21 protein-coding genes are annotated in these 21,081 nt (G+C 69.9%); 12 read left to right on the top strand and 9 right to left on the bottom strand.

The window, feature by feature from the left end; translation table 11 throughout:
* Positions 1-92: 92 nt before the first annotated feature.
* The 3 genes from AC3A5T_RS06225 to AC3A5T_RS06215 all read left to right on the top strand — a co-directional run bounded on the left by AC3A5T_RS06225 (position 93) and on the right by AC3A5T_RS06215 (position 3,417).
* Complete coding sequence (locus tag AC3A5T_RS06225; protein ID WP_487627826.1) at positions 93-1,373, top strand: putative DNA modification/repair radical SAM protein; 1,281 nt, start codon at positions 93-95, stop codon at positions 1,371-1,373.
* Between the two features lie 52 nt (positions 1,374-1,425).
* Entirely contained in the window at positions 1,426-2,856 is a 1,431-nt protein-coding gene (locus AC3A5T_RS06220) for a UdgX family uracil-DNA binding protein (RefSeq protein WP_487627825.1), read from the top strand.
* A 129-nt stretch (positions 2,857-2,985) separates the two neighbouring features.
* A complete protein-coding gene (locus tag AC3A5T_RS06215; protein WP_487627824.1) occupies positions 2,986-3,417 on the top strand; it encodes a PepSY domain-containing protein in 432 nt (143 codons plus the stop codon).
* A 73-nt stretch (positions 3,418-3,490) separates the two neighbouring features.
* Here AC3A5T_RS06215 and AC3A5T_RS06210 read toward each other — a convergent pair whose 3' ends face one another.
* The 4 genes from AC3A5T_RS06210 to AC3A5T_RS06195 all read right to left on the bottom strand — a co-directional run bounded on the left by AC3A5T_RS06210 (position 3,491) and on the right by AC3A5T_RS06195 (position 7,530).
* Positions 3,491-3,994 (bottom strand): hypothetical protein, encoded by a 504-nt coding sequence (locus AC3A5T_RS06210; RefSeq protein ID WP_487627823.1) that lies wholly within the window; start codon positions 3,992-3,994, stop codon positions 3,491-3,493.
* 86 nt (positions 3,995-4,080) lie between these two features.
* A complete protein-coding gene (locus AC3A5T_RS06205) occupies positions 4,081-4,452 on the bottom strand; it encodes an EF-hand domain-containing protein (protein ID WP_487627822.1) in 372 nt (123 codons plus the stop codon).
* A gap of 79 nt (positions 4,453-4,531) precedes the next feature.
* Entirely contained in the window at positions 4,532-5,266 is a 735-nt protein-coding gene (locus AC3A5T_RS06200; protein ID WP_487627821.1) for a hypothetical protein, read from the bottom strand.
* Between the two features lie 245 nt (positions 5,267-5,511).
* Positions 5,512-7,530: a M3 family metallopeptidase gene (locus AC3A5T_RS06195; RefSeq protein ID WP_487627820.1), complete on the bottom strand. Its 2,019-nt coding sequence runs from the start codon at positions 7,528-7,530 to the stop codon at positions 5,512-5,514.
* A 124-nt stretch (positions 7,531-7,654) separates the two neighbouring features.
* On the opposite strand from AC3A5T_RS06195, the gene AC3A5T_RS06190 reads away from it, so the two are divergent.
* A complete protein-coding gene (locus AC3A5T_RS06190) occupies positions 7,655-9,286 on the top strand; it encodes a Na+/H+ antiporter (protein ID WP_487627819.1) in 1,632 nt (543 codons plus the stop codon).
* A 42-nt stretch (positions 9,287-9,328) separates the two neighbouring features.
* Here AC3A5T_RS06190 and AC3A5T_RS06185 read toward each other — a convergent pair whose 3' ends face one another.
* Entirely contained in the window at positions 9,329-9,628 is a 300-nt protein-coding gene (locus AC3A5T_RS06185) for a DUF2218 domain-containing protein (RefSeq protein ID WP_332078017.1), read from the bottom strand.
* 140 nt (positions 9,629-9,768) lie between these two features.
* On the opposite strand from AC3A5T_RS06185, the gene gph reads away from it, so the two are divergent.
* Complete coding sequence (gene gph / locus AC3A5T_RS06180) at positions 9,769-10,443, top strand: phosphoglycolate phosphatase (RefSeq protein ID WP_487627818.1); 675 nt, start codon at positions 9,769-9,771, stop codon at positions 10,441-10,443.
* A 66-nt stretch (positions 10,444-10,509) separates the two neighbouring features.
* On the opposite strand, the gene AC3A5T_RS06175 is transcribed toward gph, so the two are convergent.
* On the bottom strand, positions 10,510-11,487 hold the full coding sequence (locus AC3A5T_RS06175) for a mitochondrial fission ELM1 family protein (protein ID WP_487627817.1): 978 nt from the start codon (positions 11,485-11,487) through the stop codon (positions 10,510-10,512).
* Between the two features lie 95 nt (positions 11,488-11,582).
* On the opposite strand from AC3A5T_RS06175, the gene AC3A5T_RS06170 reads away from it, so the two are divergent.
* From AC3A5T_RS06170 to AC3A5T_RS06145, 6 genes are all read left to right on the top strand, one after another.
* Positions 11,583-12,170, top strand: a complete 588-nt coding sequence (locus AC3A5T_RS06170; RefSeq protein ID WP_332078020.1) for a malonic semialdehyde reductase — start codon at positions 11,583-11,585, stop codon at positions 12,168-12,170.
* An 81-nt stretch (positions 12,171-12,251) separates the two neighbouring features.
* Complete coding sequence (locus tag AC3A5T_RS06165) at positions 12,252-12,968, top strand: YceI family protein (protein ID WP_487627816.1); 717 nt, start codon at positions 12,252-12,254, stop codon at positions 12,966-12,968.
* 76 nt (positions 12,969-13,044) lie between these two features.
* Positions 13,045-13,725: a pirin family protein gene (locus tag AC3A5T_RS06160; RefSeq protein WP_487627815.1), complete on the top strand. Its 681-nt coding sequence runs from the start codon at positions 13,045-13,047 to the stop codon at positions 13,723-13,725.
* A 60-nt stretch (positions 13,726-13,785) separates the two neighbouring features.
* Positions 13,786-13,977 (top strand): zinc-finger domain-containing protein, encoded by a 192-nt coding sequence (locus AC3A5T_RS06155; RefSeq protein WP_159682038.1) that lies wholly within the window; start codon positions 13,786-13,788, stop codon positions 13,975-13,977.
* A 22-nt stretch (positions 13,978-13,999) separates the two neighbouring features.
* A complete protein-coding gene (locus AC3A5T_RS06150) occupies positions 14,000-15,121 on the top strand; it encodes a glycosyltransferase (RefSeq protein WP_487627814.1) in 1,122 nt (373 codons plus the stop codon).
* Positions 15,096-16,451, top strand: coding sequence for an O-antigen ligase family protein (locus AC3A5T_RS06145; RefSeq protein WP_487627813.1), 1,356 nt, complete (start codon positions 15,096-15,098; stop codon positions 16,449-16,451). The genes AC3A5T_RS06150 and AC3A5T_RS06145 overlap by 26 nt, the downstream gene beginning before the upstream one ends.
* 169 nt (positions 16,452-16,620) lie before the next feature.
* On the opposite strand, the gene lpxL is transcribed toward AC3A5T_RS06145, so the two are convergent.
* Entirely contained in the window at positions 16,621-17,529 is a 909-nt protein-coding gene (gene lpxL, locus AC3A5T_RS06140) for an LpxL/LpxP family Kdo(2)-lipid IV(A) lauroyl/palmitoleoyl acyltransferase (protein WP_487627812.1), read from the bottom strand.
* A gap of 50 nt (positions 17,530-17,579) precedes the next feature.
* Here lpxL and waaA point away from each other — a divergent pair, with 50 nt between their 5' ends.
* A complete protein-coding gene (gene waaA / locus AC3A5T_RS06135; protein ID WP_332078026.1) occupies positions 17,580-18,920 on the top strand; it encodes a lipid IV(A) 3-deoxy-D-manno-octulosonic acid transferase in 1,341 nt (446 codons plus the stop codon).
* A gap of 9 nt (positions 18,921-18,929) precedes the next feature.
* On the opposite strand, the gene AC3A5T_RS06130 is transcribed toward waaA, so the two are convergent.
* Positions 18,930-20,291 (bottom strand): TolC family outer membrane protein, encoded by a 1,362-nt coding sequence (locus tag AC3A5T_RS06130; protein WP_487627811.1) that lies wholly within the window; start codon positions 20,289-20,291, stop codon positions 18,930-18,932.
* A gap of 17 nt (positions 20,292-20,308) precedes the next feature.
* A complete protein-coding gene (locus AC3A5T_RS06125) occupies positions 20,309-20,971 on the bottom strand; it encodes a protein-L-isoaspartate O-methyltransferase family protein (RefSeq protein WP_487627810.1) in 663 nt (220 codons plus the stop codon).
* Positions 20,972-21,081: the final 110 nt, after the last annotated feature.

The raw sequence follows: 21,081 nt of genomic DNA, 5'->3' as shown, positions 1-21,081 counted from the left end.
TCACGACGCGGCCTTGGCGAACCCCTCACGGCAGGGGCGACGGCCACGTCGCAGTCTCATGGATTGAGACACTTTGCAGGCATCGTAGGCGCGTGAACCTGACCGACAAGCTCGCGATCCTCGCCGACGCCGCCAAGTACGACGCCTCCTGCGCGTCGAGCGGTGCGAACAAGCGCGATTCGTCGAAGACCGGCGGTATCGGCAGTACCGAGGGCATGGGCATCTGTCACTCGTATACGCCCGACGGTCGCTGCGTGTCGCTGCTGAAGATCCTGTTGACCAACTTCTGCGTGTTCGACTGCGCGTATTGCGTCAATCGCGTGTCGAGCAACGTGCGCCGCGCGCGCTTCACGCCCGAAGAAGTCGTGACGCTGACGCTGGATTTCTACAAGCGCAACTACATCGAAGGTCTGTTCCTCTCCAGCGGCATCATCCGCAGCGGCGACTACACGATGGAGCAGATGGTCGAGGTCGCGCGCAGCCTGCGCGAGGACCATCGCTTCGCCGGCTACATCCACCTCAAGACGATTCCCGATGCCGCGCCCGAACTGCTGGCCGCGGCCGGGCGCTATGCCGACCGCCTGAGCATCAACATCGAACTGCCGACCGAGGCCGGCATGACCGCGCTGGCGCCGGAGAAGACTCATGCCGGCATCCATGGCGCGATGGGCGAACTCAAGTGGCGCATCGACGAGGACAAGGACGCGCGCCGGGTCAAGCGCCAGGCGGTGACGGTGCGCCGCGTCAAGGCGCCGCGGTTCGCGCCGGCGGGGCAGAGCACGCAGATGATCGTCGGCGCCGATTCGGCCGACGACCGCAGCATCCTGGAAACCAGCAACCGCATGTACGGCACCTACCGGATGCGGCGGGTGTACTACTCGGCCTTCAGCCCGATTCCCGATGCCGCGAAGAATCTGCCGCTGCAGTCGCCGCCGCTGCTGCGCGAGCACCGGCTGTATCAGGCCGACTGGCTGCTGCGCTTCTACGGTTTCGATGTCGACGAGATCACGCCCGATGCGACGAGCGCCGAGGACGTGGACGCCGAGACGCCCGGCATGCTGGATCTCGACGTCGACCCGAAGCTGGCCTGGGCGCTGCGCAACCCGACGCGCTTTCCCGTCGACATCAACCGCGCGCCGCGCGAAATGCTGCTGCGCGTGCCGGGCCTGGGCACGCGCAATGTCGAGCGCATCATTTCGGCGCGCCCGCACGGCGCGCTGCGCCTCGACGATCTTGCCCGTCTGCGCGTGCCGCTGAAGAAGATCATGCCGTTCGTGATCACCCCCGGCCATCATCCGCGCCAGCGTCTCGACGACCCTGTTCGGCTGCGCGCCGAACTCGCCCCGCAGCCGCGGCAGGCGAGCCTGTTCTGAGTCGCGCCGCTGCCATGACGGATCGCGCCGGATCGCTGAGCGCTGAGCTTCCGTGAGCGCCGCGCCCGCCCACGCGCGCGTCACCGCGAGAATCGACCCGCCCTGGGACGCCCACGCCTGGCGTGCCGCCGCGCGTGCTGCCCTGTGCGCCGGCCTGCCACCCGAACGACTCGACTGGAGCGGCGGCGCCCAGGGCTCACTGCTCGGCGGGCTTGATCTCGTGTCGCTGCCCGCGCACCGCACCGCCACGCGCGTGCCGTCGGAATTCCTGTCGCTCGCCGGCGCCGTGCTCTGCAACCGGGCCGAGGACCGGCACGGTCTGCTCTACCGCATGCTCTGGCGCATCGCCGAAGGTGAGCGTGCGTTGCTGCAGCGTGCGTCCGATCCCGACGTGCATCGCGCGACCACGATGGCGCAGGCCGTGCGCCGCGACAGCCACAAGATGAAGGCCTTCGTGCGCTTCCGCGAAGTGCCCGGCGACACCGACCGCTACATCGCCTGGTTCGAACCGGATCACCACGTCGTCGATCGCGTCGCGCCGTTCTTCGCGCGCCGCTTCGCCGGCATGCGCTGGGCGATCGTGACGCCGTACCGCACCGCGATCTGGGATGGCGAGGCGCTCGCGTTCGCCGACGGCGGTGTGCGCGCCGATGCGCCGTCCGAAGATGCGCGCGAAGACCTGTGGCGCACTTACTACGCGAACATCTTCAATCCGGCGCGGCTCAACACCACGATGATGCGCGCCGAGATGCCGCAGAAGTACTGGAAGCACCTGCCGGAAGCCGCGCTGCTCCCCGATCTCGTTCGCGACGCCGGCCTGCGCGTGCGCGAGATGGCCGAGCGCGAACACGAAGCGCCGCGTCGCCGCATTCCCGCAGCGCCGGCGCCGGCGCCGATCGTGGCCGGCACGCTCGAGGCACTGCGCGAATCCGCACGTGATTGCCGGCGCTGCCCGCTGTGGCAACCGGCGACGCAGATCGTGTTCGGCGAAGGCCCGTCCAGCGCACGCACGATGATCGTCGGCGAACAGCCGGGCGATGAAGAGGATCTGTCCGGGCGTCCGTTCGTCGGTCCCGCGGGGCGTCTGTTCTCGCGCGCACTGGACGAGCTCGGCATCGACCGCAGCACCCTGTACCTGACCAACGCGGTCAAGCATTTCCGCTTCGAACCACGCGGCAAGCGTCGCCTGCACAAACGGCCGGACGTCGCCCACATCGAAGCCTGCAACGGCTGGCTGCGCGCGGAGATCGCGCAGGTCAAACCCGAGCGCATCGTCTGCCTCGGTGCGAGCGCGGCGCGCGCGGTGTTCGGCCCCGGTGTGCGGTTGACCGAGGAACGCGGCATCTGGCGCACGCGTGACGATGGCGTGCGCGCATTCGCCACCGTGCATCCCTCGTGGGTGCTGCGGCAGGGCGACCCGCAGGCCCAGGCGGCGGCCTATGCCGGCTTCGTCGACGACCTGCGCCAGCTGCTCGCGGCCTGATCGCACGATTCCGAGAACGGCGCCATTGCGGGCCTGCGTGAACCGATCCTGCGCGGCGCCGCGCCCGTTCACCTGCATTTCGCGGCCATCGCCGAACACTCCGCGCACCCCAAACGCAGGAGCGTCACGATGCAGCACACCACCGCCATCCGTGGCCTTGTTCTGGCCCTCTCGCTCGCCGCTGGCGCCGCCGTCGCCCAGGACGCCATGACCAGCACCCAGGTGCGCGCCGCACTGACCGAAGGCGGCTACACCGACATCCACGACGTCGAATTCAAGGACGGGGTGTGGAAGGCCGACGTCACCGACGCCAACGGCACCAAGATCGACGTGCGTCTGGATCCGGCCACCGGCCGCGTCTATCCGGAGACCGCAGGCGCGACCAGCCTCGGTGAGGCCGACATCCGCGCCAAGCTGACCGCCGGCGGCTTCACCCGCATCGAGGACGTCAAGTTCGACGACGGCATGTGGGAGGCCGAGGCCGACAACGCGCAGGGCCAGCGCATGGATCTGAAGATCGATCCGCAGGACGGTCGCATCGTCAGCCAGTCGCGCGACTGATCATTCGCGTCGCGATACAAGAACGCCCGGCCTCGGCCGGGCGTTTTGCTGTCCGGAATCCGGAGACGATGCGTCAGTCGCGGGCGTGATCCGGAATCGGCACGTCGTGCGGCATCTCGTCGCGTACGCAGTTCGCCGCATCCTTGGGCGCGTCCGCGTTGGCATCGACGCAGCGCGCGGCGATCATCGCCCAGCGCGACACCGCATCCTCGCGGTTGGACAGCGCATCGGTCGCGACCATCCAGCGCGCGATGTCGACCAGGCGCGCACGTTCGTCGAGCGAGGACACCGCATCGATCGCCGCAGTGCTGACGATGAAGCTGTGCGCGAAGGCGGCGGTCGCCCGCTCGGTCGAGACGTCCGGCGCCGCGAGGCCGCCGGGCGTTTCGAGCAGCGCATGCAGGCCGATCGCCTCGCGCGCCTTGAGATCGCCGGCCGAGCCGATGCTCATGCGCAGCAGCACGGTCGCGCTGAGGGCGCCAATGAAGATGCCGATCATCAGGACGAACACGGCGCCGACCAGCAGGGGGCCACGCGGACGTGGCGCCTCGATGTCGTCATGGGAAGTTTGATGCACGCGAACACTCCGTCGCCGACTGGTTGCCGGCGGCGGCATAGGCTAGCGCAGCGGGATGGCGATGCGTCGGTCCGGGGTGCGACCGATCAGCGCAGCCAGCCCGCGAGTTCCTCGCGGCTCAGGCGGCCGTCGCGGTTGCTGTCGATCGCGTTGAACTCCGCGTCGAGCGTCGGGTGCGCCTTGGCTTCGGCCCGGCTGATGTAGCCGTCGCCATCCACATCGAGGGCGGCGAAGTCGACGCGGTACTGGTCGGCCTGCGCCGAGCGCGGCTCGTAGGACCGGACGATGACTTGGCGACCGTCGTCGCGGTCCATGGTGACCACACCGGTCTGCCGGCCGGATTGCGACGACACACTGGTCTGCGCATCGGCCTGCTGCAGCGGCGAGGTCGTGACCTGGGCGAAGGCGGGCGCGGCGGCGAGCGCGAGCAGGCCGACGACGATGGATGAGCGGATCATGGAACCCCCTGTGACGTGTCCTGGGGCGACAGGGTCGCAACGTGCGCCCGCATGACGCGTGAACGCGCCGGCGACGGATTCAGCGGTGGCGCAGGCGCAGCATGACGGTCTGGATCGCCAGCACCACGCCGATGCCCAGCGCGACCCAGGCGGACGTCACCGCGCCGGTGAGCGGCCACTCGGTCTGTTTGAACCACACCGCGAACAGGCCCCACAGCGCGATCGCCAGATAGGCGATGTTGCCGCGCATGCGCAGGTTGAGCACGAGCAGCACGACCGCCGAGATCACCCACAGCGCGAGACTCCAGCCGAGCATGCGGCTGGTCGACAGCAGCTCGTAGGCGACGATCGTCTGCGCCACGTTGAGGAAGGCCGCCAGCGACAGCCAGCCGGCATGGATCGACAGCGCCAGCCAGGCCAGCCGGTAGCGGCTCGCATTGCCGGGACGCGACAGCTGGACGGCGCACCAGGCCAGACTCATCAACGCGCCGAAGATCACCACCACGCAGGCCCAGAACAGCCCGGCGGAGAACAGCGGCATCCAGATTGCGGTGAGAAAGAAACCGAGCGCGGCGATAGGCGCGATGCGGCCGAGCAGCGGGTCGGTGCGGCGCGTGCCGGTCGTCTGCCAGATCGCGTAGAGCAGATCGAGCAGGAAGATCAGGCCCCAGACCGAGAACGCGTAGCCGGCTGCGACCAGCAGTGTGGGATAGCGGTCGGAGATCGTGCCCTGGTCGGGCCCGAAGACACCGGTCTGCGACAGCCAGGCGATGACCGGCATCGCGATCGAACACAGCAGGACGAGCAGGCGCATGGCGGCGTTTTCCGGCGGGAACCGGCGCGGATGCTCGCATCGGCGGCGTGAGGGTGTCGTGGCAGTGCGCGATGGGCGGGGCCGGTGCATCTGCCCTCCCCTGTTTGCGGGGAAGGGTCGGGTGGGAGCGAATGGTCAGGGGGCAACTGCGGGTGTCGTTCCCTCACCCCACCACTTGCGTTGCAGGTGGCCCCTCTCCCTCAGGGAGAGGGACGCCGCTGCATGCCACCTTCGGCAGAAGGGCATCACATGCCGCTATGCCGCAGCAACGCCGCAATATCCGGATCGCGGCCGCGGAACGCGCGGAAGTTCTCGATCGCATCCCGGCTGCCGCCGCGCGACAGCACTTCGTCGCGGAAGCGCCGGCCGGTTTCCGACAGCTGATCGGTCGCTTCCTCGAACGCCGCATACGCATCCGCGCTCAGCACTTCGGCCCACTTGTAGCTGTAGTAACCGGCCGCGTAGCCGCCCGCGAAAATGTGGCTGAACTGGTTCGGGAATCGGTGCCAGTCAGGCGTGCGGGTCACGGCGACTTCGTCGCGCACGCGTTCGAGCAGCGCCAGCACATCGTCGCGGCCGGCGTCGAAATCCGAATGCAGCAGCATGTCGAACAACGAGAACTCGATCTGTCGCAGCGTCTGCAGGCCGCTCTGGAAATTGCGCGCGGCGCGCATGCGGTCGAACAGGTCACGCGGCAGCGGCTCGCCGGTGTCGATGTGCGCGGTCATCGCCTGCACGCGGTCCCACTCCCAGCAGAAGTTCTCCATGAACTGGCTCGGCAGTTCCACCGCGTCCCACTCCACGCCGTTGATGCCGGCGATCGGCAGCGTGTCCACCTGCGTCAGCAACTGGTGCAGGCCGTGGCCCATCTCGTGGAACAGCGTGGTGACTTCGCCGTGGGTGAACGTCGCCGGGCGGCCGCCGGTGCCGCGGCCGAAGTTGCAGACCAGATAGACCAGCGGCGTCTGCACGCCGTCGGCGGTCGCGCGGCGGTTGCGGCAGTCGTCCATCCACGCGCCGCCGCGCTTGCCCTCGCGGGCATAGAGATCGAGATAGAACTGCCCGACCAAGGCGCCGTCGGTATCGACCAGGCGATAGAAGCGCGCATCCTCGTGCCACACCGGCGCGTCGTCGCGTTCGACGCGCAGGCCGTACAGCGACCCGATGACGTCGAACAGGCCGGCCAGCACGCGGTCCTCGGTGAAGTAGCGCTTCACCGTCTGCGCCGAGTAGTCGTAGCGGGCCTGGCGCAGGCGGTCGCTGGCGAACGACATGTCCCAGGGTTCGAGCGACGGAATGCCGAGCTGCTCGCGCGCGAAGTCCGCCAGTTGTTCGCGGTCCTGCTCGGCGTGCGGACGCGCACGCGCGGCGAGATCGCGCAGGAAGTCCAGCACCGCGTCGGGCGCGGTCGCCATCTTGGTCGCGAGCGAGAGTTCGGCATAGTTCGCGTGGCCGAGCAGACGGGCTTTTTCCTCGCGCAGCGCAAGGATGCGGGCGATCAGCGGTCCGTTGTCGAGCGCCTCGGGGCCGGACTCGGAGGCGCGCAGGCCGTAGGCGCGATAGAAACGCTCGCGCAATGCGCGATTGGTCGCATAGGTCTGGATCGGCAGATAGGACGGCATCTGCAGCGTCAGCTTCCAGCCTTCGCGCCCGTCGCGTTCGGCCGCGGCGCGCGCGGCGGCGAGCGTTTCCTCGGGCAGGCCGTCGAGTTCGGCGAGGTCTTCGACGTACACCGCGAAGGCGTCCGTCGCGTCCAGCACGTGCTCGGAGAACTCGGACGACAGGGTCGCCAGTGCCTGCTGGATGTCGGAAAAGCGCGTACGCGCGGCATCGTCGAGCGCAGCGCCGCCGAGCCGGAAATCGCGCAGTGCATGTTCGAGCACGCGTCGTTGCAGACCGTCCAGACCCAGTGCGTCAGCTTGGTCGGAAAGCGCCTGGTAGGCCGAAAACAGGGCCTGGTCCTGCCCCAGCGCACTGAAGAAACGCGTCACCTTCGGCAGCGCGGCGTTGTAGGCCTCGCGCATCGCGGGCGTGTTGACCACGGCATTGAGGTGGCCGACCTGGTTCCAGGCCCGGCCCAGACGCTCGGTGGCGTCCTCCAGCGGCGCGACCACGGTGTCCCAGGTCACCGGCTGCGCACGCCCGGCGAGCGCCAGCGCGGCTTCGGCCTCGGCGACCAGCGCGTCGATCGCGGGCTGCACATGCGCCGGTTCGATCTCGTCGAAGCGCGGCAGGCCGGTCTGATCGAGCAGCGGGTTGTCCATCGTGCGGCCATCGAGCGGAGGAGGGAGCCCGATTCTAGGCACGCCCGGATGCACGGCCCGTGTGTGCGCACCGCGTGGCGGCTTCGGCGCTATGGTGGCGGCCTCGTCCCGCGCCGCGTCCGTAATGCATTCGATCGAAGTCGTCCTGGTGATGCTGCTGGCCGTGGTCGCCAGCGGTTACCTGACCCGCGTGTTGCCGCGCTGGCTGCCGCTGCCGTTGCCGCTGGTGCAGATCGCGCTGGGCGCGACGATCGCCGGCGTGTTCGGCCAAGGCGTCACCCTCGATCCACACCTGTTCTTCGTGCTGTTCCTGCCGCCGCTGCTGTTTCTCGACGGTTGGCGGATTCCCAAGAGCGGCCTGTTCCGCGACCGCGGGCTGATCCTGCAGCTGGCGCTGGGGCTGGTGGTGTTCACAGTCATCGGCGCGGGCCTGCTGATCCACTGGATGATTCCGGTGATGCCGCTGGCGGTCGCGTTCGCGCTCGCCGCGATCCTGTCGCCGACCGATCCGGTGGCGGTGTCGTCGATCGCCGCGCGCGCGCCGATTCCTAAACGCGTGATGCACATCCTCGAAGGCGAGTCGCTGCTCAACGACGCGTCCGGCCTGGTGTGTTTCCGCTTCGCCGTCGCCGCGGCGCTGACCGGGACGTTCTCGCTGATGTCGGCGTCGCTGACCTTCCTGTGGCTGGCGCTGGCGGGCGTCGCGGTGGGCGTGCTGCAGACGATCGGCATCAACCGCGGCCACGCGATGGTCTCGCGCGTGTTCGGCGAGGAGGCCGGCACGCCGATCCTGATCAGCCTGCTCACCCCGTTCGGTGCGTATCTGCTGGCCGAGCAGGTGGGCGCATCGGGGATTCTCGCCGCGGTCGCCGCCGGCGTGACGATGAGCTACGTCGAACTCAGCGGCCGCGCGCTGGCCACCACGCGCGTGCAGCGCGCCGCGGTGTGGGACACGGTGCAGTTCTCGCTCAACGGCATCATCTTCGTGCTGCTGGGCGAGCAGCTGCCGTGGATCGTCGAACGTGCGGTGCGCTCGGTGCGCGAGGCCGGCCACGTCGATCCGTGGTGGCTGGCGGTGTACGTGTTCGCGATCTACGGCGGCCTGTTCGCACTGCGATTCGCGTGGGTCTGGGTCTCGCTGCGGATCGGTCTGTACCGCAGCGGTCGCCACGACACCCGGCCGCGCGTGCGCCTGGTCGCGGCGATGTCGCTGGCCGGCGTGCGCGGCGCGATCACCTTGGCCGGTGTGCTGACCCTGCCGCTGCTGCTCGACGACGGCACGCCGTTCCCCACCCGCGATCTGGCGATCTTCCTCGCCGCCGCGGTGATCATCCTGTCGCTGCTGCTCGGCAGCTTCGTGCTGCCGCGCCTGCTGCGCGGACTGGAAGTGCCGGAGGAGGACGAGGACGACCGCGAACTCGATCGCGCCCGCCACGAGGCCGCGATTGCCGCCGTGGCCGCCGTCGAACGCGCGCAGCACGCGTTACCTGCCGCGCAGGCCAATCCCGACCTCTACGCCAGCGCCGCGGTGCGGGTCATGGCCTTGTACGAGGAGCGGCTGCGCCGCGACGGCACGCTGGGTGTGGACGCAGCCGAACTGCGCCGCGCCGACGACGCCGAGCGTGCGCTGCGCCTGGCCGGCGTGCATGCCGAGCGCGAACGCATCTACGCGCTCGCGCGGCATCGCGAGATCTCCGATGAGGTCGCACGCAAGCTCGTGCGCGATCTGGATCTGATGGAAGCGCGGTACCGGTGACCTTGAGCACTCCCCCGCATGCGGGGGGGCTTCAAAGCACACTCAGCCCGGCTGCCAGTCGAACGCCAGCGTCTCGTCGCGCGCGAAGCGCTGCAGGTGGTTCTCGATGACCGTCTGGTAGCGCTCGCTGTCTTCGGCGGTGGGCTGGGTCAGCACGATGCGCAGCGTGTCGTCTTCGACGAAGAAGTCGGCACCGTTGTCCTCGCCCTGGAACGGAATGAAGGCGTGGCCCCCCTCGTCGTCGCGGGTGATCTCGAACTTGTGCCGCCAGTGGTTGCACAGGGAGCGCAACAGGCGCGGGGCATCGTTGGACGCGGTGGTCGCGGTGGTGGTGATCGACATCGTGGACTCCTGCGAGCGGCGCGTCGCCGCGGCCGCGAGCATAGGCCCAAGCCGATGGCGCGGTGAACCCCCGGCGGCCAACGCAGCGTTGCAATGCCGATGCCGCACACTGTGCGGCCCCCGTTTCCTGCAGGTGTTCCATGGCCGAAGCCGCCGCTCCGCACGCGTTTCCCTGGCCCGTCGTGCTGTTCGATCTCGACGGCACCCTCGTCGACAGCGCGTCCGACATCGCTGCGGCGGTCAACCGCCTGCTCGCCGAGCTCGGCCACGCGCAGGTCGACGAGGCCACGGTGCGCAGCTGGATCGGCGACGGCGCGCGCCAGCTGATCACATCGGCGCTGCAGCACGCCGGCGACACGCGGACGGCCGACGCGGTGATGCCGCGCTTCATGCGTCACTACGAGGACTGCCTGCTGCTCGAACCGCGCCTGTATCCCGGCGTGGCGTCGACGCTGCAGGCACTGCAGGCCGCCGGGGTGCGCATGGCGGTGTGCACCAACAAGCCGGCGCAGTTCGTGCCGCCGCTGCTCGCGGCATTGGGCATCGACGGCTGTTTCGACGCGGTGCTCGGCGCCGGCGACCTGCCCGAGCGCAAGCCGCATCCGTTGCCGCTGCTGCATCTGGCGCAGGGTTTCGGCGTCGACATCACGCAGTGTTTGATGGTCGGCGATTCGGCAGCCGATGCCGGCGCGGCGATCGCGGCCGGCGCGCCACTGGTGCTGGTCGGCTACGGCTATCGGCGCGACTTCGATCTGCATGGTTGCGGCGCGCTTGCGGTGATCGACCGGTTCGAGGAGCTGCTCGACCTGCGCTGACGCCTTTTCTTACTCGATGGGTTTCGCTGCGCTCTACCCATCCTACGAAGCGCCAAACGCCAGCCCTCACTGCATTGCGAACAACCGCGCACGCACCTCGGCTGCGATGCGCGCGGTCTCGTGCAGCGGCGTGACATCGAACGCCGGCAGCGCATCCCCGAACGGACGGGCGCGGCCATCGGCGATCAGGCCATCGACGAAGCGCTGCGGCGCGCCGTCGAGCGGCCCGGGCGCGAACACGAACACCGGCGCACGCGTCGCGCAGGCTTCCGACAGCATGTTCACCGAGTCCGACGAACAGACGATGCGGTCCGCCCAGCCCAGCAGGCCCGCATACGGATTCGCGCCGTCGCCATCGTCCGCCCAGACGCAGCCGGCGCGTCCGGCGTAACGCGCCCGCAGCGCCGCACGCACGGCCGGTGATGTGCGCCGCGACCCGGTCAGCAACAGGCTGCCGCCCCCACGCGCGACGATCGCGTCGAGCCGGTCGGCCAGGGCGTGGAACGCGGCGACGTCGAAACGCCCATGCCGCGAATCGCCCCCCAGCAGCACGGCGATCCGCGGGCCGGGCAGGGCGCCGATCGCAGGATGCGCATCGCGCGCGGCGGCCAGCCAGGCGTCGTCGACCGGATGCAGGCTGCCCCGCGCGACCAGCACGTTGTCGCCGCGCAGCGCATCGTGCTCGGGCACGACGACGAGATCCCAATGCCGCGGATCGATGCGTGGATCAAGGATCTGCACCGTGCGCGCGCCGCGCTGCCCGGCCAGTCGCGTTGCGAGCGCAGCCTGGCGGCCGCAACCGATCGCGATGTCCGGTGCGGCGCGGAGGCGTGCCGCGTAATCGCTGCCGAAGGCGTGTGACGCAAACGGCAGCAGACGCGGCGCGGCCCAGCGCCACGGCGCATGCGGATCGAGATGCAGTGCCTCGGCCTGCGGCGACAGCGCGGCCGCCAGCGCCTCGGCCTGACGCGCGTTGCCGGCGCGCCCATCGCTGAGCGCCCAGATCCTTCCGTAATCCCGCTCTTCGCCTGGTCGACGTTCCACGTATGTGATCATCCGTTCCGGCCGACGCACGCGTCGCGCCGCCGCAGGACTCTACACTGCGGCCCTGCCTGGCCCCATCCGATCGAGGTTGCCTGATGACCGATGTTCTGCCCGATGCCGCGCTCGACCAGCTGTTCCGCACCGCCCGCACCTACAACGGCTTCAGCGGGCAGATCAGCGACGACACGCTGCGCCAGCTCTACGACCTGCTGAAGTTCGCACCGACGTCGGCCAATTCGTCGCCGGCGCGCTTCGTGTTCGTGAAGTCGGCGGAAGGCAAGGCGAAGCTCGGGCCGGCGCTCTCGGAGGGCAATTACGAGAAGACGATGGCCGCGCCGGTCGTCGTGATCGTCGCCCACGACGAGGACTTCCACGAGAAGCTGCCGTTCCTGTTTCCGCACACCGATGCCAAGAGCTGGTTCGACGGTCCGCGCGAGAACCGCGAGGTGCCGGCGTTCCGCAATGGCAGCCTGCAGGGCGCGTATCTGATCCTGGCCGCGCGCGCGCTGGGTCTGGATGCCGGCCCGATGTCGGGCTTCGACAATGCCAAGGTCGACGAGGCGTTCTTCGCCGGCACCGCGATCAAGTCCAATTTCATCATCAATCTCGGCATCGGCGATCCATCGACGATCTTCCCGCGTTCGCCGCGCCTGCCGTTCGACGAGGCCGCGCGCATCGTCTGAGTGTCATCCCGCGTGGTCGCCAGCCGACCCGCGGGCTTCGAATCCGTCCGTACCACCCACCACCCGCTCGAGGATCCGTCCATGCGTACCGCCCACCTGCTGCTCCCGCTTGCCGCCGCCCTTGCCCTCGCCGCCTGCGCCCAGCAGGACGCGGCGCCGGCCGACGCGACCCCACCCGCCGCATCTGCGCCCGCGCAGCCGGCGACCGCTGCACCGGCCGACACCGCGCCGGCCGCCGACGCCATCACCGGCGTCTCGGGCACCTACGTGCTCGATCCCAAGCACACCGACGTGATCGCGCAGTGGAGCCATTTCGGCTTCTCCAACCCGATCGCGCATTTCGGCGAAGTCTCCGGCCAGATCGTCTACAACGCCGAGAACGTCGGCGCGTCGTCGGTCGAGGTCACGCTGCCGCTGTCGGGTTTGAACTCGCACGTCGGCGATTTCGACGACCACCTGCGCAGCGCCGACTTCTTCGACGCGGCCAAGTTCCCGAACGCCACCTTCAAGAGCACCGCGGTCGAGAGCGCCGGCACCAACAAGCTCAAGGTCACCGGTGACCTGACGATCAAGGACATCACCAAGCCGGTGGTGCTGGACGTCACGATCAACAAGTTCGGCGAGCAGCCGATGGCCAAGCGCGCCGCCGCCGGTTTCGATGCCGTGGCGACGATCAAGCGCAGCGATTTCGGCGTCGGTGCGTACGCGCCGAACGTCAGCGACGACGTCGAACTGCGCATCACCACCGAGGCCGTCGTCGCCGAGGGCGCCGCCCCGGCCGCGCCTGCCGCACAGTAAGATTCCGCGTCACGACGCCGGCGCACGGGTCCCCTGTGCGCCGGCGTTTTCGTTTCCGCGTTCCGGATCCACCGTCATGAAAGTCCATCGTCCCGCCGACCAGCGCGGCCGCACCACGCTCGGCGCCCGCACGCGCCTGTGCACGTTCTCCAGCGGCGATTTCCACGATCCCGAGTGGCTGGGCTTCGGCGCGCTGCGCCAGCTCAACGAGGAACACCTGCCGCCCGGCGCGACCGTGCCCGCGCAGCGCGTTGCGAACATGGAACTGCTCACTCTGGTGCTCGAGGGCGCGCTGGTCCGCGAGGGCATCACGCTCGAAACCGGCGCGCTGGCGTGGACCGGCGCCGGCCACGCCAGCGACATGCCGATGGAAACCGCCGGCGCGGACGGCGCGCGCGTCCTGCGCATCGCGATCCAGCCCGACCGGGTTAATCTGCCGCCCGCAATCGACACCACCCGCGCCGCCGGCGCCGAGGGATGGGCACTGCTGGCCGCGCCCGAAGCTGAAGGAAACAGCCTGCCGATCCGCCAGCAGGCCTGGCTGCGCCGTGCGCGTCTCGCGCCCGGCGCGCATCTGGACCTAACGCTCGAGGCCACGCAGCGGCACTGGCTGCAGATCCTGCGCGGTGGCGTGACCGTCGACGGCCACGCGCTGGCGGCCGGCGATGCGCTTGGCGTCTACGAGGCCGACATCCACGCCGAGCTCGTCGCTACGGCCGCGGGCGCCGAAGCGCTGCTGATCACCCTGCCGGGCTGAGCCCGTCCTGCACGGCCGCGCGGTAGAATGGCGGCCTCCACGTTGATGAAACCCGCCGTCATGACCGCAGCCCCGACGCAAGCCAACGCCGCCCAGCGCTACGAAGTGCGCCGCGCCGATCTGCCGCTGAGCTGCCCGCTGCCTTCGATGGCGCTGTGGAACTCGCATCCGCGCGTCTACCTGCCGATCGAAGCCGAGAACGGCGAGTCCGACTGCCCGTACTGCGGCGCGCACTTCGTCCTCGTCGACTGATCCCGGCGCGTCAGGCGCCCGCATGCGTCGACCGCTGACCGTCATCCAATTGCTGCCCGCGCTGTCGTCGGGCGGCGTCGAGCGCTCCACGATCGAGATCGCGCAGGCGCTGGTCGCGGCGGGCCACCGCGCGATCGTCGTCTCCGCCGGCGGTCGCCTCGTGACTGCGCTGGAAGCGACCGGCGCGACCCACGTCACGCTCGACATCGGCGCGAAATCGCTCGGGGTGCTGCGCCATGTGCGCCGCCTGCGCCGCCTGTTCGCCGAGACCGGCGCCGACATCGTGCACGCCCGCTCGCGACTGCCGGCCTGGATCGGCTGGTGGGCGTTGCGCGGCATGCCCGCGGCGCGCCGTCCGCATTTCGTCACCACGATGCACGGGCTCAATTCGCCGTCGCGCTACAGCGCGATCATGGCGCGCGGCGAACGGGTGATCTGCGTGTCGGACACCGTGCGCGATTACCTGCTGCGGCATTACCCGGCGACGCCGCGCGAACGCCTGCGGGTGATCCCGCGTGGCATCGATCCCGCGCAGTTTCCGCCCGCGCCGCACCCCGATGTGGCGGCGCGGGCCGACGTCGCCGCGCGCTGGCCGCAGCTCGGCGGTGACGGCCCGCTGTTGCTGTTGCCCGGGCGCGGCACGCGGCTGAAGGGCCATCACGATGCGATCGCGCTGCTCGCCGACCTGCGCGCCGGCGGTCTCGATGCGCGGTTGTGGATGCCCGGCGCACGCGAGGCGGGTCGCGAAACCTACATCGCCGAGCTCGAACGCGAAGCGCAGGCGCTGGGCTGCGGCGACGCGCTGGCGATGACTCCGCCCACCGATGCGATCGCGCGCGCCTACGCGGCCAGCGATCTGGTGCTGCAACTCTCGCGCAAACCCGAAGCCTTCGGCCGCACCGTGCTCGAGGCGCTGTCGTGCGCGCGGCCGGTGGTGGGCTGGGCGCATGGCGGCGTCGGCGAACTGCTCGCGCAGCTGCAGCCCGAAGGCGCGGTGCCACCGTTCGATCGCGCCGCGCTGGCGCAGGCCGCGCGCGCGCTGGTCACGCGAGCGCCGGCGCGAGCCGGTACGATGCCCGGCACGCTGCGTGCGATGCAGGAGGCGACCCTCGCGGTCTATGACGAGTTCGACGACGACAACTGAGCCGACGACCGGCGCGCGCGCACCGCGGCCCGTCGGTTGGCGCTGGGCGCCGCACTGGGTGTTGGCCTTCGTGATCCTGTGGCCTGCGCCCGGTTACGCCGAGGGCGTGATGGTGCTGGGCGCGCTGGCCGCGATCATCCATCTGCTCGCCGCCCGGTTCCGTGGCGGCGCGGCGTTGCTGAGCGCGCCCGCGTGGGCCCTGACCAGCGTGCTGTTCTTCGCCTACTGGTTGCCGCAACTGCTGTCGGCGGTGGATTCGGTCGATGTCGGACGCGCGCTGCGCGAGGCGCTGGTCGATCTGCGTTATCTGCCGTTCCTGTGGCTGGTGGCCTCCGCCGTCGCGACGCGTCGCGGCCGGCGCATCACGCTCGGCGGACTCGCCGTGATCGTCGCGGTGTGGACGCTCGACGGCCTGGCCGAAGTCGTGTTCGGCACCAGTCCGCTGTTCTTCGGCATCGACCAGCTCAAGCAGCTGATCAGCAACCGGCCGATGTGCACGCTCGAACAGGTCGCCGCCGCGGACCGGCTCGGCGGCGTGCTCGGCCCCTGCAATCTGAAACTCGGCGTGGTGCTGGCGAGCCTGTCGCCATTCGGTCTGTACTGGGCCGGTCGCCGCTTCGGCGCCAGTGGCTGGGTGATCGCGAGTGCGGCGATCGGCATCGTGTTGCTGTTCGCCGGCTCACGCGCGTCGTGGCTGACCTATGCGCTGGTGCTGCTGCTGTCGGGCTGGCGCCTGCTCGGCTGGCGCCGCCTGCTGGCGGTGTTCGCAGCCGGTGTCGTCGTCGCCGTGGTGGCGGCACTCGTTTCGCCGCAGGTCCGCGAGCGTGTCGAGCGCACCGCGATGGGACTCTCGACCGATGCCTCCGCCGTCGACGACGCACTCGCGGGCCGCGCCCGTATCTGGGACGCGTCGCTGTGCATGATTCGCGAGAACCCGATCAACGGTGTCGGCGCACGCGGCTTCCGCGAAGCGTTCCCCGGGTGCGATCCCCGCCCCGACGAGATGGCCGCCTGGGGCGACGGGCCTGCGTTCCATGCCCACCAGATCGTGCTCGAGATCGGCAGCGAGACCGGACTCATCGGCCTGCTGATGTGGCTGGCCGGCGTCGCGATGGCCTCGCGCGCCTGGCGCTTCGCCACGCCCGAGGCGCGCGAACAGGCACGCCCGGCGATGCTCGCGCTGGTGGTCACGGTGTTCCCGCTCAACACCCATCTCGCGTTCTATTCGACGTTCTGGGGCGGCTTCACGCTGCTGCTGTCGGCCCTCTACGCCGGCAGTCTGCTGGCACGCGTGGAACCGGCGCGGCCGGAAGACGGCGTGCTGCGCTGAGCGAGATCCGTAGGACGGGTCGAGCGCAGCGAACCCCATCTCGGTGATGCGCGCGCTCGCGACCACAGTCGTCGAAGCGGACGCGCGCATCTGCAGGCGATGGTCTGTCGGTTCGTGACGATGGGTGTCGCTGCGCGCGACCCGTCTTCCGAGTGGTGAAGCCTTCGCCTCAGTACAGCGCTTCACCATCCGGCTGCCGCTTGAAGCGCCGGTGGATCCACAGGTACTGGTCGGGCGCGGCGCGGGCCATGTCTTCGATGCCGACCATCACCGTCGCGGTGTCCGCGGTCGCGTCCGCGGTCGGATACGGCTCGGGCGCCGGCGACAGCGTCAGCGTGTAGCCGCCATCGTCGCGGCGCACGTGGCGGTAGAACACCACCGCCGCGCCGGACAGGCGCGCGAGCGAATGGGTCGAGGTCAAGCTGTGCGCGGGGCGGCCGAAGAACGGCACGTAGACCGCATCGCCGCCGCTGGGATCCTGGTCGGGCGCGTACCACAGCAGGCCGCCGCGCTTGAGATGCCGCACCACGCCGCGTACGTCGCGCTTGGGGAACATCGCCGCGGCGTACCGCGCGCGGCCACGGCGCACCGCCCACTCCATCGCCGGCGCCGTGTGCGGGCGATACATGCCGGCCAGCGGCACGTAATCGCACATCAGGCGCCCGCAGACTTCCAGCGTGGTGAAGTGCCCGGACACGACGATCACGCCGCGTCCCGCCGCGCGCGCGGCTTCGACGTGTTCGACGCCCTCGACGATCAGCCCGCGCTGCAACGGTGCGATCGAGCCCCACCAGGCGCGTGCGAACTCGAACAGGCCGATGCCCAGCGCATGGAAATGCCGACGGAGCAGCGCGTCGCGCGCGGACGCGTCGAGATCCGGGAAACACAGTTCGAGATTGCGCGCGGCCACGCGGCGGCGGCTCGCCAGCGCCATGCGCAACGTATTGCCGAGACCGCGACCGAGCACGCGCTGCAGTGGCCACGGAATCCGCGCCGCGAGCGCCATCAGGCCGATGCCGATCCACGCCGGCCAATGGCGGGGCGCGAGCGGCGGGCGGGGCAGGGGCGTCGTCGACATCGGTCCATTGTAGAAGGTGGCGCCGTGCAGGCATCCGCTATCCTGTGCGGATGCGGGCCGACACCACAGAACGACTGCTGCGCGGCCTCTACTCGGCCCTGCTCGTCGTGCTCGCGCCGATCACGGTCTATCACCTGATCTGGCGCGGCTTCCGACAGTCGGCCTATCTGCTGCGCTGGGACGAGCGTTACGGCATCTATCGCACGCCGCCGCTGACCGCGCCGGTGTGGGTGCACGCGGTGTCGGTCGGCGAGGTCAACGCGGCCGCGCCGCTGATCAATGCGCTGCTCGCGCGCGACCCCGCGCGCCGTCTGCTGGTGACCACGATCACGCCGACCGGTTCGGAGCGCGTACGCGCGCTGTGGGGCGATCGCGTCGAGCACGTCTATCTGCCCTACGACCTCTCGGGCGCGGTGCGGCGTTTCCTGCGCCATTTCCGCCCGCAGATCGGCCTGATCGTCGAGACGGAGCTGTGGCCGAACCTGCTGTTCTGCTGCCGCGATGCCGGCGTGCCGACGGTGATCGTCAACGCGCGGCTGTCGGCGCGTTCGCTGCGCGGTTATCGCGTGCTGCGCCCGCTGGTCGGGCGTGCGCTGCGCACGGTGCGCCGCGTCGCCACGCAATCGGCCGACGACGGCAAGCGCTTCGTGAAGCTCGGTGCGCTGCGCGAGGCGGTAATCGACACCGGCAACCTGAAATTCGACATCACTCTCGATGAGGCGAAGATCGCGACGCTGGTCGCGGATTTCCGTGGCCGTGCGGGCGCGCGGCCGGTGTGGATCGCGGCGAGCACGCATCCCGAGGAGGAAGCCGCGGTCATCGACATCCACCGCCGCCTGCGCACGCGCTGGCCCGACCTTCTGCTGATCTGGGCGCCGCGCCATCCCGAGCGTTTCCGCAGCGCCATGCAGCTCGGCGTCGACGCGGGCTGGCGCGTGGCCACGCGCGCGCTGACCACCTGGCCCGATGCTGGCGACGATGTTTTCGTGCTCGACACGCTCGGCGAACTCGGCCTGTTCTTCGCCTGCGCCGATGTCGCCTTCGTCGGCGGCAGCCTGCAGGACATCGGCGGCCACAATCTGCTCGAGCCGGCCGCGGTGGGCACGCCCGTGGTCACCGGTCCGCATCTGCAGAACTTCGCCGACATCGCGAAGCAGCTCGGCCGCGCGGAGGCGCTGCGCATCGGCGCGGACGCCGACGCGGTGCACGATCACATCGCGGCGTTACTGGCCGATGCGCACGCGCGCGAGGCGATGGCCGCGGCCGGCCGTGCGCTCGTCGCCAATGGCCGCGGCGCACTGGCGCGCACGCTGGCGCTGATCGAGTCCGATCTGCCGGTGCCGGATACGAAAACGGCGCGGATCCTGCGATCCGCGCCGTCGTCGATCTGACCGGACCGCTTACTGCGGCGGCGGAGTCGCCGCGCCGGCGCCGGTGGACGCACCGACGCTGTTGACGTCGACGGTCAGCTGGCGGTTCACGTCCTGCAGGTTGCCGATGTCCAGCGTACCCGCCGCCTGTTCGAGCAGCAGGCGGCTCTGCAGGAAGTTGTACTTGGCGAAGGCATAGGCCTGACGCGCCGAGAACAGGTTCTGCTGGTTGATCAACACGTCGATGACCGTACGCGTCCCGACTTCCAGGCCGACCTGCGAGGCCTCGTAGGCGCTGTTGGCCGAGACCAGGGCGAGACGGCGGGCCTCGACCTCGGTGATGCCGGCGACGAGGTTCTGGTAGGCGCTGCGGGTATTGCGTTCGATCGCGCGACGCTGCGCTTCGTACTGGTCGCCGGCGATGTCGCGCTGGGCGATCGACTGGCGCACGCGCGACTGGGTGATGCCACCGCTGAAGATCGGTACGGTCAGCGTCAGGCCGATGCTGTTGGTCTCGCCCTGGCGGGTCAGCGAGTCAACATTGTCCCGGCCCCAGGTATCGCTGTTGCCGTAGCTGGCGCCCAGATCGAGCGTTGGCAGGTGGGCCGACTTCGCCGCGGTCACGTTGTATTCGGAGGCTGTCACCTGATAGCGCAGCGCCTGCAATTGCGGGTTCTGGTCGATCGCGGTGGCGACCCAGGCTTCCGCGTCTCGGCCTTCCGGCAGTTGCGGGGTGAAATCGTCGGGCAGGCCGCGCAGGTCGCGGATTTCCGAGCCGGTGATCTCGGCCAGCGCCTGGTAGGCATCCTGCAGCGCGTTGCGCTGGACGATCGTGTTCGCGCGCGCGCTGTCGTACTGGGCACGGGCTTCGTGCACGTCGGTGATCGGGGCCAGGCCCACTTCGAGGCGCTTGTCGGCGAAGTCGAACTGGCGCTTGAACGCGGTCTCGGCAGCTTCGGCAGCGGCCAGCGTTTCGTTCGCGACCAGCACGTCGAAATAGGCCGCGGCGGTGCGCGTGATCAGCGAGTCGTTGTCGGCGTCGAGCTGGAAGTCGGCCGCCGTGCTCAGCGCACGCTGCGAGCGCAGCGTCGAGATCTGGCCCCAGTCGAACAGCACCTGGCCGGCATTGACGCCGACGCTGCGCGTACGAGCGCGGCCCGACACACCGGCGACGCGGCTGTCGGTCAGCGAGGCGCTGCCGTTGATCTGCGGCAGCAATGCGCCACGGGCCTGGACCGCGCCTTCCTTGGTCGACAGGCGCTGCGATTCGGCGATCGACAGCGTCGGGTCATTGGTACGGGCCAGCTCGTAGGTCTGGACGAGATCGGCGGCCAGCAGCGGGCTGGACGTCAGCGCGAGTGCGAGCGACAGGAACAGGGGGCGGCGGAACATGGAGGATCCTTGGACGATCAGAGAGAGAACTGCGGCACCGGCGCGGCGCCTGCGAGGTAGGTGAGTCCGGTCTCGAACAACGATTCGATGCGCGTCGCGTTGACAGCCTCGCCTTCGCGGCGCACCAGCACGGCTTCCATCGCGGGCGCGCGACCGCGGACGACGAACATGCGGCCGCCGGGACGCAGCCACTGCACGAAACGCTCGGGGATCACGTCGACCGCGCCGCACACGCAGATCGCGTCGAAGCGGCGGTCCGTGTTCCAGGCGAAGGCGTCGGCGGTGATCACCTCGACGTTCGCGATGCCCTGCGCCTGCAGACGACCGCGGGCGGCGTCGGCGAGGTCGTCGTGACGCTCCAAGCTGACGACGTCACGGGCCAGGTAGCCCATGCACGCGGCGAGATAACCGCTGCCGGTGCCGATCTGCAGCACTTCGTCGCCCTGTTCGAGCTTCAGCGCCTGCAGCGCACGGCCTTCGACCACGGGCTTGAGCATCAGCTCGCCGTGGCCGAGCGGGAGTTCGAGGTCGGCATAGGCCAGTGCGCGGCGCGACTCGGCCACGAAGGATTCGCGCGGCAGGCGCGAGATCGTTTCGAGCACGCGCGCATCGAGCACGTCCCAGGGCCGGACCTGTTGTTCCACCATCGCCGCACGGGCCTTGGCGTAATCGATCGTCATTGTTGCGGGTTCCTTCGTTCGCCAGCCCGCAATTCTAGCGGTGCGGGGGCGGGTTCATCATCGCGGGGGTGTTGCAGTGGACGCAGTGCCGGAAGTCATCGGCCCAGACG

It is taken from the genome of Luteimonas sp. Soil_C_16, assembly GCF_057657295.1.
Note: the sequence above shows the minus strand (reverse complement) of the source record. Positions and strands in the feature narration are given on the sequence as shown.

Bases quoted from the DNA above. Each gene is read 5' to 3' on its own strand.
- AC3A5T_RS06215 (WP_487627824.1), top strand. From the start codon at position 2,986: ATGCAGCACACCACCGCCATCCGTGGCCTTGTTCTGGCCCTCTCGCTC.
- AC3A5T_RS06205 (WP_487627822.1), bottom strand. From the start codon at position 4,452: ATGATCCGCTCATCCATCGTCGTCGGCCTGCTCGCGCTCGCCGCCGCG.
- AC3A5T_RS06200 (WP_487627821.1), bottom strand. From the start codon at position 5,266: ATGCGCCTGCTCGTCCTGCTGTGTTCGATCGCGATGCCGGTCATCGCC.
- AC3A5T_RS06195 (WP_487627820.1), bottom strand. From the start codon at position 7,530: ATGGACAACCCGCTGCTCGATCAGACCGGCCTGCCGCGCTTCGACGAG.
- AC3A5T_RS06190 (WP_487627819.1), top strand. From the start codon at position 7,655: ATGCATTCGATCGAAGTCGTCCTGGTGATGCTGCTGGCCGTGGTCGCC.
- AC3A5T_RS06185 (WP_332078017.1), bottom strand. From the start codon at position 9,628: ATGTCGATCACCACCACCGCGACCACCGCGTCCAACGATGCCCCGCGC.
- gph (WP_487627818.1), top strand. From the start codon at position 9,769: ATGGCCGAAGCCGCCGCTCCGCACGCGTTTCCCTGGCCCGTCGTGCTG.
- AC3A5T_RS06170 (WP_332078020.1), top strand. From the start codon at position 11,583: ATGACCGATGTTCTGCCCGATGCCGCGCTCGACCAGCTGTTCCGCACC.
- AC3A5T_RS06165 (WP_487627816.1), top strand. From the start codon at position 12,252: ATGCGTACCGCCCACCTGCTGCTCCCGCTTGCCGCCGCCCTTGCCCTC.
- AC3A5T_RS06160 (WP_487627815.1), top strand. From the start codon at position 13,045: ATGAAAGTCCATCGTCCCGCCGACCAGCGCGGCCGCACCACGCTCGGC.
- AC3A5T_RS06155 (WP_159682038.1), top strand. From the start codon at position 13,786: ATGACCGCAGCCCCGACGCAAGCCAACGCCGCCCAGCGCTACGAAGTG.
- AC3A5T_RS06150 (WP_487627814.1), top strand. From the start codon at position 14,000: ATGCGTCGACCGCTGACCGTCATCCAATTGCTGCCCGCGCTGTCGTCG.
- AC3A5T_RS06145 (WP_487627813.1), top strand. From the start codon at position 15,096: ATGACGAGTTCGACGACGACAACTGAGCCGACGACCGGCGCGCGCGCA.
- lpxL (WP_487627812.1), bottom strand. From the start codon at position 17,529: ATGTCGACGACGCCCCTGCCCCGCCCGCCGCTCGCGCCCCGCCATTGG.
- waaA (WP_332078026.1), top strand. From the start codon at position 17,580: ATGCGGGCCGACACCACAGAACGACTGCTGCGCGGCCTCTACTCGGCC.
- AC3A5T_RS06130 (WP_487627811.1), bottom strand. From the start codon at position 20,291: ATGTTCCGCCGCCCCCTGTTCCTGTCGCTCGCACTCGCGCTGACGTCC.
- AC3A5T_RS06125 (WP_487627810.1), bottom strand. From the start codon at position 20,971: ATGACGATCGATTACGCCAAGGCCCGTGCGGCGATGGTGGAACAACAG.